The organism is Microbacterium sp., assembly GCF_047972865.1.
Taxonomy (GTDB): domain Bacteria; phylum Actinomycetota; class Actinomycetes; order Actinomycetales; family Microbacteriaceae; genus Microbacterium.
Genome location: NZ_JBKEAY010000245.1, coordinates 1 through 5,589, shown reverse-complemented (window position 1 = coordinate 5,589; position 5,589 = coordinate 1). Strand labels below are relative to the sequence as shown.

Here is a 5,589-nt window from a genome sequence, read left to right as displayed (position 1 = left end):
ACCTCGGCGCCGATGCGGACGATGCCGCGCTCGTCGAGGTCTTTCAGCAGGTCGGGGCTGACGTTGGGGAGGTCACGGGTGATCTCCTCCTTGCCGAGCTTGGTGTCGCGGGCATCCACTTCGTACTCCTCGATGTGGATGGACGACAGCGTGTCGTTCTTGACCAGCTCCTGGCTGAGGATGATGGCGTCCTCGAAGTTGTGGCCCTCCCACGTCATGAACGCGACGAGGAGGTTCTTGCCGATCGCCAGTTCGCCGTCTTCGGTGGCGGGACCGTCGGCGAGCACTTCGCCGACCTCGACCCGCTCACCGGCCGAGACGATGACGCGCTGGTTGTAGGAGTTGCCCTGGTTGGAGCGGTCGAACTTGCGCAGGAAGTAGTCCTGCGTGCCGCCCTCGTCCAGCTGCAGGGTGACCACGTCGGCCGACACCGAGGCGACGACACCGGCCTTGTCGGCGATGATCACGTCACCGGCGTCGATGGCCGCGTAGCCCTCCATGCCGGTGCCGACCAGCGGAGAGTCACTCTCCAGGAGCGGCACGGCCTGACGCTGCATGTTGGCACCCATGAGGGCACGGTTGGCGTCGTCGTGCTCGAGGAAGGGGATCAGCGACGTACCCACCGACACCATCTGGCGCGGCGAGACGTCCATGTAGCCGATCTCCTCGGCGTGGAACAGGTCGACCTCGCCGCCCTTGCCGCGACGGGCCAGCACGCGGTCCTGCGCGAACGAGCCGTCGGCGGTGAGCTCGACCCCAGCCTGCGCGACGATGTAGTCGTTCTCCTCGGCCGCAGTGAGGTAGTCGATCTCGTCGGTGACCTTTCCGTCGACGACACGACGGTACGGGGTCTCGATGAAGCCGAACGCGTTGATGCGCGCGAACGAGGCGAGCGACCCGATGAGGCCGATGTTCGGGCCTTCCGGGGTCTCGATCGGGCACATCCGGCCGTCGTGCGACGGGTGCACGTCGCGCACTTCGACGCCGGCGCGCTCACGGGACAGACCGCCCGGGCCCAGCGCCGAGAGGCGACGCTTGTGCGTCAGCCCCGCGAGCGGGTTGTTCTGGTCCATGAACTGCGACAGCTGCGAGGTGCCGAAGAACTCCTTGATCGCCGCGACGACGGGGCGCACGTTGATCAGGGTCTGCGGCGTGATCGCCTCGATGTCCTGCGTCGTCATGCGCTCGCGGACGACGCGTTCCATGCGCGACAGGCCGGTGCGGACCTGGTTCTGGATCAGTTCGCCGACGGCACGGATACGGCGGTTGCCGAAGTTGTCGATGTCGTCGACGTCGAGACGGATCTCGACGGTCTTGCCGCCGCGCACGCCCTCGAACGTGTCGTCGCCGCGGTGCAACCGGACGAGGTACTTGATCGTCGCGACGATGTCGGCGACGGTGAGCACCGAGTCGCTCAGCGGGGCATCCAGCCCGAGCTTCTGGTTGATCTTGTAGCGACCCACCTTGGCCAGGTCGTAGCGCTTCGGGTTGAAGTAGAAGTTGTCCAGCAGCGCGCGGGCGGCTTCGGCCGCCACCTGCTCGCCCGGACGGAGCTTGCGGTAGATGTCGCGCAGCGCCTCTTCCTTGGTGAGGATGGAGTCCTTCGCGAGGGTCTCCTCGATCGAGTCGAAGCCGGCGAACTCGGCGGCGATCTCTTCGCCGGTGAGGCCGAGCGCCTTCAGGAAGACCGTGACCGACTGCTTGCGCTTGCGGTCGACGCGCACACCGACCTGGTCGCGCTTGTCGATCTCGAACTCCAGCCACGCACCGCGGCTGGGGATGATGCGGGCCGAGACGATGTCCTTGTCACTGGTCTTGTCGGGGGTCTTGTCGAAGTAGACACCCGGGGAGCGCACCAGCTGCGACACGACGACACGCTCGGTGCCGTTGATGATGAAGGTGCCCTTACCGGTCTGCAGCGGGAAGTCGCCCATGAAGACCGTCTGCGTCTTGATCTCACCGGTGAGGTGGTTCATGAACTCGGCTTCGACGTACAGCGGGGCGGCGTAGGTCTTGCCGCGCTCCTTGCACTCCTCGATCGAGTACTTCTCCGGTTCGAGATAGGGGTTCGTGAACGACAGTTGCATCGTCTCGCCGAGGTCCTCGATCGGCGAGATCTCCTCGAAGATCTCCTCGAGTCCGCTCACGGTGGGCACGTCGGTGCGTCCCGCCGCCTGCGCCTCCGTGACACGCGTCTTCCAGGCGTCGCTGCCCACGAGCCAGTCGAAGGACTCGGTCTGCAACGCCAGCAGGTCGGGGACCGTGAGCGTGTCGGAGATTTTGGCGAACGAGAGGCGCGAAGCGCCGCGTCCGTTCTTGAGAGTGGTGGGAGTGGTTGCGTTGCGCGCAGCAGCCAAGGGGGTTACCTCCGTGGGCCCGGGCGGGGCCGGTGTTCGTCAGGTGGAGTGCACTCCGTACCGCCCGCGCCGTGCGTGCCGCTGAACCAGCGGAGGCGCGCGGGACACAAGCCGACCACCATATGAAGGCAAGGGGAATGGAGCGCAACTACCAACTATATACGCGCAGACCGCTCACGTCCAGCCCGGATCTTGACCCGGGCATCCTCCTGCGGTATAAGCTGCGCCGCGGCTCGATGTCACTCCCAGGCCCAGCTGGCCAGAACAGGCTCGTACACGGCGGCGCGATCGTCCGCCGGGGTGCTGTCGTTGGTCGAGAAGGTGACGACGTAGGTCTGGCCGGAGTGGCTCACGTAGAACTGGTCCATCACCATCGACGTCGTGCCCTGGGACAGTGCCGCCGTGATGTGCGCGGACTCGTCGCCACCGATCGTGGCGCGGTCGTTGACCTCGACGTCGGCGTAGCCGGCCGCCTCCAGTTCGCTCACGACGCTCTGCTCCGCCTGCTCGACGGTCACCTCGCCGGCGGGCGACAGCACGACGTTCATGTTGTCCGCGAATCCATCGGTGTCACCCAGGTTCGCGATCATCACGTCGGGGGTGAAGCCCGGGACCTCCTGGTCGGGAACGCCCCAGCCCTCCGGCGCGTTGAAGGTGTAGCCGTCACCGGTGACCAGTTCGCCGGTCGCGGCGTCCGCACCGCCGGGCTGTGCCGCCGGCGTGCTGTCTCCCCCGCCGCAGCCGGCGAGCAGCAACGAGGCGGTCAGGACGAGGGCGGCGGGAGCAACGGACCTTTTCAGCATCCGCCCAGCCTAGCGGCGGCTTGTCGCGATCCTTGGCAGAGTCGCCGACGCGCGGCGCGTGCCCGCCGCCACCGTCATGACGCCCGAAGGACGCCCGTGTCCGGATGCAGCCAGCCGATCCAGGGACAGCGATCGTCGTACCAGAAGCTGTTCAGTTCCAGATCGTCCGGATCGCGAACACCCTCCGGGAAAGCACCACGGATGTAGGCCACCCGGTCGTCAATCGGTACGTCCCACACTCGGAAGCGACCCGGACCACCGCACTCCCCCGCTGTCCGGATAGGTGTACTTGTCGTCCTCGCTCACGCGAGGGCGTACTTCGCGTCCAGCTCGGCGTAAGCCTCAGCCGCGGTCACGCGGCCGTGGAGGATGCGACGAGCGCGGTCGAGCGCTTCAGCATCCGGGAAACGACCGGCGACCTGCGGAGCCTTCTCGATCATCGACAGTTCGCTGTCAGTGTCGACGGCCGCCCGAATCGTCGTGGGGTGGATAGTATTACTATCGGATAGTGCGCATATCCGATCTAGCTCTGGCAGCTGCCACCCCGTTGTCCGCCGTCAAGTACTACCAACGTGAGGGACTCATCTTCGAGGGGGTCCGATCGTCCCCGAATCAGGTGGAGTACGACGACTCTCATGTGCAGCGGGTGCGCCTCATCCGCGCGCTCATCGAGACGGGCGGGCTGTCCATCGCGGCGACGGCTGAGGTCATCAGGGCGATCGACACGCCGGGAGCGCCGCCGGCTGAGACCTTCCGCGTTGCTCAACACGCTATGAGCACCCCGCGGACCGCCGAGTCCATCCCCTCCACCAGGAGCCGCGAATGCGTCCATCTCCTCGCCCGGCGTCGCGGTTGGTGTATCAGCGATGACAACCCAGGCTTGGATGCCGCAGCGCGCGCCCTGGATGGGCTGTACGCCATCGACTTCGACGCCCCCGACTCTTACCTCGACGCGTACGCGGACGCGGCGGCATCGGCTGCGGACGCTGACCTGAACGCCCTCACAACACGGTCCGGCGCCGACGAGGTGGCTGAGCTGATGGTCGTCGGCACCGCCCTGGGCGACCCTCTCTTCGCCGGTCTGCGCCGTCTCGCGCAACAACATGCGACAACATCACTCTTCCCTCACACGAACGCAAATGGCACCCCGTCATGATCACCACCACAGCTCGGCACATCGTCCTCGGCGGAAACGGCGTCATCGGCCGCGAAACCCTACGCGCCCTCATCTCAGCCGGGGAGCGAACAGCCTCTGTGAGTAGAAGCGCGACAACGGTCACGGGTACGCAGTCGCTGACCGCTGATCTGCTCAGCGCCGACGACCTCTCGCGAGTTCTGCGCGGCGCCGACGTCGCTTATCTCACCGCAGGACTGCCCTACTCCGCACGCGTCTGGGCGGAGCAGTGGCCCATCATCCTGGCAAACACCATCAAGGCCGCACTCGAGCACAACGTCCATCTGGTGTACCTCGACAACGTGTACGCCTACGGCCTTGTCGACGGTCCCATGACCGAACACACGCCTCTCTCGCCGCGCAGCAAGAAGGGCGAAGTACGAACTGCGGCGCTCGGCGCCCTGAGTGACGCGAGTTCGCGCGGTTTGACCGTGACAATCGCTCGCAGTGCCGACTTCTACGGGCCGGGTGCCAGCACCAGCGTGTTCAACACCTTCGGTCTCGACAAGATTGCCGCAGGACGGACCGGCACGTGGCTCTTCGACGCCGACCAGCCGCACTCCCTCACCTACACGCCCGACATCGGTGACGCCCTCGCCGTCCTCGGTCGTGAGCCCGCAGCGCGAGGAGGTACCTGGCATCTGCCCACCGCGCCCGCCCTCACCGGCCGCCAGTACATGGAGATTGCTGCCGGCCCTCACGCTCGCACCGCGGTCATGGGAACCGTGGCGATGCGCATCGGTGCGCTCTTCAACCTTGCAGCGCGCGAGACCCTCGAAATGGACTACCAGTACATTCACCCCTACCTCTTCGACTCGTCCTCCTTTGAGGCGACCTTCCGTACCCCACCGACCCCCGTCTCGCAGGGCATCGCCGCGGCACTGGCGCACAAACGCGCGACCTCAATCCCACGGGAATAGCAGGCGCACACTCCGTGGGCGTCACCGACGGCGGCCCCGGCCTGCCCGTCTTGGGATGGAGCACGGAGGGAGGCGACTACCGCGTCGCCCACTTCGTTGGAGTTTGGGCAATTGCGGGAATCTGAAAACTGGCACCCACAACCCACCCGGACTTGACTCTGCCGTAACGTCAACCGACAGAGTGCCACTCATGACTGAATCCAAGAAGCCGGCCCTCGACCGGTCGATCTACGCGATGCCGATGTTCGCGAACTTCGCGGTCGGAGACTTTGCCGCCGCCGAATCCCTCTACGCGTCCGCGGGCTTCGTGAACCTCGCCACCATTCTGGGTCCGG

General features: G+C 66.2%; 5 protein-coding genes. 2 read left to right on the top strand and 3 right to left on the bottom strand.

Features of this window, described 5'->3' with window-relative positions; translation table 11 throughout:
* The 3 genes from rpoB to ACK5KK_RS15105 form a co-directional block, all read right to left on the bottom strand.
* The coding region (rpoB, locus tag ACK5KK_RS15115; RefSeq protein WP_416890912.1) for a DNA-directed RNA polymerase subunit beta at positions 1-2,357 on the bottom strand (2,357 nt) is incomplete at its 3' end.
* A gap of 239 nt (positions 2,358-2,596) precedes the next feature.
* Positions 2,597-3,160 (bottom strand): hypothetical protein, encoded by a 564-nt coding sequence (locus tag ACK5KK_RS15110; RefSeq protein WP_416890911.1) that lies wholly within the window; start codon positions 3,158-3,160, stop codon positions 2,597-2,599.
* Positions 3,161-3,462: 302 nt separating this feature from the next.
* Positions 3,463-3,600 (bottom strand): hypothetical protein, encoded by a 138-nt coding sequence (locus ACK5KK_RS15105; protein ID WP_416890910.1) that lies wholly within the window; start codon positions 3,598-3,600, stop codon positions 3,463-3,465.
* Positions 3,601-3,668: 68 nt separating this feature from the next.
* Here ACK5KK_RS15105 and ACK5KK_RS15100 point away from each other — a divergent pair, with 68 nt between their 5' ends.
* Together ACK5KK_RS15100 and ACK5KK_RS15095 are read left to right on the top strand one after the other, a co-directional pair.
* Complete coding sequence (locus ACK5KK_RS15100) at positions 3,669-4,316, top strand: MerR family transcriptional regulator (protein WP_416890909.1); 648 nt, start codon at positions 3,669-3,671, stop codon at positions 4,314-4,316.
* Positions 4,313-5,254 carry an NAD-dependent epimerase/dehydratase family protein gene (locus ACK5KK_RS15095; protein WP_416890908.1) on the top strand — a complete coding sequence of 314 codons (942 nt, stop codon included), beginning with the start codon at positions 4,313-4,315 and terminating at the stop codon, positions 5,252-5,254. The genes ACK5KK_RS15100 and ACK5KK_RS15095 overlap by 4 nt, the downstream gene beginning before the upstream one ends.
* The last annotated feature ends 335 nt before the right edge of the window (positions 5,255-5,589 follow it).

What these genes read in the sequence shown, in the direction of transcription:
- ACK5KK_RS15110 (WP_416890911.1), bottom strand. Translation starts at nt 3,160, where the DNA reads ATGCTGAAAAGGTCCGTTGCTCCCGCCGCCCTCGTCCTGACCGCCTCG.
- ACK5KK_RS15105 (WP_416890910.1), bottom strand. Translation starts at nt 3,600, where the DNA reads ATGATCGAGAAGGCTCCGCAGGTCGCCGGTCGTTTCCCGGATGCTGAA.
- ACK5KK_RS15095 (WP_416890908.1), top strand. Translation starts at nt 4,313, where the DNA reads ATGATCACCACCACAGCTCGGCACATCGTCCTCGGCGGAAACGGCGTC.